Raw genomic sequence first — 4,162 nt, 5'->3', positions numbered from 1 at the left:
CCGCGGCGCCCGGTCCCCGCTCCGGCCCCGGCCCTGGCCTCCGACCATCACGACGTGCTGCTGCGCCGCCTGCGCGAGTTGGGCGAGCTGCACCGCGACGGCATCCTCACGGACGAGGAGTTCGCGGCCACGAAGGCGGCGGTGCTGCGGGACTTCTGAGCGACACGGCGGGGGCAGCGCCCGCCGACCCGGACCGACGCAACCACTGCTCGCCCCACCACAGCGACACAGCCGCCGCCACCGCCCCCGACACCCCCACTTCCGCGCGGCTCAGCTCAGCAGGTCCGGCTCGCTTCGGCTGATGTCCTGCCACAGGGGCTGGTAGTTGATCCACGCCACGAGGTCCCCGCCCGCCTGTTCGCGTGTGGCGACGGCCAGCCGGTGGTCGACGAGGAGGGGGCGGCCCGCGGCCTTCGCGGTGAGCTGGACCTGGGCGGAGCGTTCCATCGACAGGAACCACCAGGCCGCCGCGTCGACCGAGTCGCCGACGGTCAGCAGACCGTGGTTGCGCAGGACCAGGGCCTTGCGGCTCCCGAGGACCGCCGCGATCCGCCGCCCCTCGTCCGCGTCCACGGCGACGCCCGTGTAGTTGTCGTAGAGCGCGTGGTCCTCGTAGAACGCGCAGGACTCCTGGGTGATCGGCTCGATCAGTTCGCCGAGCGCGGCAAGGGCGCGGCCGTGCACCGAGTGGCAGTGCGCGACGGCGACGACGTCCGGGCGGGCGGCGTGGACCTGGGCGTGGACGGTGAAGGCGGCCTGGTTGACGTGGTAGCGGCCCTCGATGACCTGACCGTCCTGGTTGGCGAGGACGAGGTCACTGACGGTGACATGCTTGAACGACATCCCGAACGGGTTGACCCAGAAGCAGTCGCTGAACTCCGGATCGCGGGCGGTGATGTGCCCCGAGACGCCGTCCTCGAACCCCAGCCGTCCGAAGATCCGCAGGGCCCCGGCCAGCCGTTCCTTGCGGTGCCGCCGCTCGTCCTCCACCGACTCGTGCATCGGCGGCATGGCGAACCGCAGCTGGTCGGTGGGTAGGGGCAGGGGCGGTGTGGGCCCGTGCATGTGTCCTCCAGACTGACTTCCTTTACGAAGCGGAAGTTACCGTCGGTCTCTCCTGCAGAACAGGTCCGTTCTCTGAAGAGAGTGTGCAACCGTTACGCAAGTCACAGAAGCGTGCCGGCGCCTCACCACTCAGGGACGAGCCGTCAGTCGCTCGGGGTAACCGGACAGTGGTTGTCGGGTATCCGCGCGAGACTCGTCCCATGCCACGCAATACGCCACCCGCCGTGCCGCAGAATGCCGCCAACTGGGCCGCCTTCTCCGCCGCCGAACCCGGTCTCGCGCAGACCGTGGAGGCACGTTTCGGCGCCTTCACCCACCACGTCCTCGCCACCCTCCGCCGGGACGGCTCGCCGCGCACGACCGGACTGGAGGTCAGGTTCGTCGGCGGCGAGCTGTGGCTGGGGATGATGCCGGACTCCCTCAAGGCGCTCGACCTGCGCCGCGATCCCCGGTTCGCGCTGCAGGCCAACCCGGGTCCGGGCACCGGGATGGGCGGGGGTGACGTACGGATCAGCGGGCGGGCGATCGAGGTCGACGATCCGGCCGTCAAGGCCGCGTACGGCGAAGAGGTGGAACCGCCGGAGCCGTTCCACCTCTTCCGCACCGTGCTGACGGAGGTCGTACGGACCTACGTCGAGGACGAGACGTATCTGGTCGTCCAGGTCTGGAAGCCCGGAGAGCCGGTGCGCACTCTCAGACGGACCTGAGCCCCTCTCACCCGAGGCGACCCTCGTCACCCGAAGCGGGTCACTCCCACTCGATGGTGCCCGGCGGCTTGGACGTCACGTCCAGGACCACGCGGTTGACGTCGCGCACCTCGTTGGTGATACGGGTCGAGATCTTCGCCAGCACGTCGTACGGCAGGCGCGACCAGTCGGCCGTCATGGCGTCCTCGGAGGAGACCGGGCGCAGGACGATGGGGTGGCCGTAGGTGCGGCCGTCGCCCTGGACGCCGACGCTGCGGACGTCCGCCAGGAGGACCACCGGGCACTGCCAGATGTCGCGGTCGAGGCCGGCCGCCGTCAGCTCCTCGCGGGCGATCGCGTCGGCCTCGCGGAGCAGGTCGAGACGGTCCTTGGTGACCTCGCCGACAATCCGGATGCCGAGGCCGGGGCCGGGGAACGGCTGCCGCTGGACGATCTCCTCGGGCAGGCCGAGCTCCTGGCCGACCATGCGGACCTCGTCCTTGAACAGCTTGCGGAGCGGCTCGATGAGCTGGAACTCCAGGTCGTCGGGGAGGCCGCCCACGTTGTGGTGGGACTTGATGTTGGCGGTGCCGGTGCCGCCGCCGGACTCGACGACGTCGGGGTACAGGGTGCCCTGGACCAGGAACTCAACGGCCGGACCCTCGTCCGCGATGATCTCGGCCTGCGCCTGCTCGAACACGCGGATGAACTCGCGGCCGATGATCTTCCGCTTCTCCTCGGGGTCGGAGACCCCGGCGAGCGCCTTGAGGAACCGCTCCTCCGCGTCGACGACCTTCAGCTGGACGCCGGTGGCCGCGACGAAGTCCTTCTCGACCTGCTCGGTCTCGTCCTTGCGCATCAGACCGTGGTCGACGTACACACAGGTCAGCTGGGAGCCGATGGCCTTCTGCACGAGGGCCGCGGCGACCGCGGAGTCCACGCCGCCGGAGAGGCCGCAGATGGCGCGCTTGTCGCCGACCTGTTCGCGGATGGCGGCGACCTGCTCCTCGATCACGTTGCCGGTGGTCCAGGACGGGGTCAGCCCGGCGCCCCGGTACAGGAAGTGCTCCAGCACCTGCTGCCCGTGCGTGGAGTGCATGACCTCCGGGTGGTACTGGACGCCGTACAGCTTCTTCTCGTCGTTCTCGAAGGCGGCGACCGGTACGACGTCGGTGGAGGCCGTGACGGTGAAGCCCTCGGGGGCGGCGGAGCAGGCGTCGCCGTGCGACATCCACACCGACTGCTCGTCCGGGGTGCCCTCGAAGAGGGTCGAGCCGGACTTGGTGACGTGCAGCGGCGTACGGCCGTACTCGCGGGCGCCCGTGTTGTCGACGGTGCCGCCGAGAGTGGTGGCCATCAGCTGGAAGCCGTAGCACATGCCGAAGACGGGGACGCCGGACTCGAAGAGCGCGCGGTCGAGGCGGGGGGCGCCCTCGGCGTAGACCGAGGAGGGGCCGCCGGAGAGGATGATCGCCGCCGGGTTCTTGGCGAGGATCTCCGCGACCGGCATGGTGCTGGGCACGATCTCGCTGTAGACCCGGGCCTCGCGGACACGGCGGGCGATGAGCTGGGCGTACTGCGCGCCGAAGTCGACGACCAGAACGGTGTCGGGGGCGGCGGCAGCGGAGGGCGCTGATGACACGGGGTGCCTTCCGGCGGTCGGGCGGGGGTCTGTGTGGCCGAGTCTACCGGGGTGCGCTCTCGTGGTGCGGGCCCACCGTGGGCTCCGCCCCGGGGCCACCAGGACCCCTTGCCGCCCCTCGGGAAGGCCGCGCCCCTGCCCGACCGGTCCGTGGGGCCAGCGGCGTCGGGGCCGGTGGCTTGCCGTGGCATACTGGCGCCCATGCTCGCGCACTCGACCTTCGTCTTTACCTATGGCAACCGGCCCACCGGCTGCCATGGTCGTGCTGCTTGAGCAACTGACAAGCGACTTCCCCAGGCGCCCCGGGCCGACAAGGTCCGGGGCGCCTGGCGTTTTCCGGGGATTGTCGGAGCGGGGTGCGAAACCGGACACGAGGAGTTCCGACGATGACCACCACCACAGCCGAGAAGACCACCACCGCTGAGAAGACCTCTGCCGGGAAGACCACCGCCGAGATGACCGCCGTCACGAGGACCACCTCGGCACAGACCGTCACCGAGAGGACCGGCGCGCGGACCGAGGAGGCCGCGGGTGTGATCAGCGGCGCCCGGGAGCGGATCGACGCGTTGGACGACCGGATCATCGGGCTGGTGCAGGAACGGATGGCGGTGTCGGCCGTGATCCAGGACGCCCGGATCGAGTCGGGCGGCCGGCGGGTGAACCTCTCGCGGGAGATGGAGGTCCTCGCCCACTACAGCGACGCCCTGGGCAAGCCCGGCACCGCCCTCGCCATGACCCTGCTGGAGCTGTGCCGGGCTTGCCCAGGGCG

The 4,162-nt window shown here is 70.6% G+C and carries 5 protein-coding genes; 3 read left to right on the top strand and 2 right to left on the bottom strand.

Annotation, left to right across the window (positions count from 1 at the left end):
• On the top strand, positions 1–159 hold a 159-nt coding region (locus AOK23_RS45425; RefSeq protein ID WP_169800326.1), incomplete at its 5' end, for an SHOCT domain-containing protein.
• A gap of 111 nt (positions 160–270) precedes the next feature.
• On the opposite strand, the gene AOK23_RS23960 is transcribed toward AOK23_RS45425, so the two are convergent.
• Positions 271–1,065, bottom strand: a complete 795-nt coding sequence (locus AOK23_RS23960) for a class II aldolase/adducin family protein (RefSeq protein ID WP_055519575.1) — start codon at positions 1,063–1,065, stop codon at positions 271–273.
• Positions 1,066–1,289: 224 nt separating this feature from the next.
• Between AOK23_RS23960 and AOK23_RS23955 the strand changes: the two genes are divergently transcribed.
• On the top strand, positions 1,290–1,772 hold the full coding sequence (locus AOK23_RS23955) for a pyridoxamine 5'-phosphate oxidase family protein (RefSeq protein ID WP_079049652.1): 483 nt from the start codon (positions 1,290–1,292) through the stop codon (positions 1,770–1,772).
• A 40-nt stretch (positions 1,773–1,812) separates the two neighbouring features.
• Here AOK23_RS23955 and guaA read toward each other — a convergent pair whose 3' ends face one another.
• Positions 1,813–3,393 (bottom strand): glutamine-hydrolyzing GMP synthase, encoded by a 1,581-nt coding sequence (guaA, locus tag AOK23_RS23950; RefSeq protein WP_055714725.1) that lies wholly within the window; start codon positions 3,391–3,393, stop codon positions 1,813–1,815.
• 455 nt (positions 3,394–3,848) lie between these two features.
• Between guaA and AOK23_RS23945 the strand changes: the two genes are divergently transcribed.
• Positions 3,849–4,162: chorismate mutase (locus AOK23_RS23945; protein WP_063791389.1), on the top strand; the 314-nt coding region annotated here is incomplete at its 3' end.

Origin of the sequence: Streptomyces torulosus (genome assembly GCF_001419765.1) — a bacterium.
In the GTDB taxonomy this organism is placed as follows: Bacteria; Actinomycetota; Actinomycetes; order Streptomycetales; family Streptomycetaceae; genus Streptomyces; species Streptomyces torulosus.
This window is presented reverse-complemented; position numbering and strand designations above follow the sequence as displayed.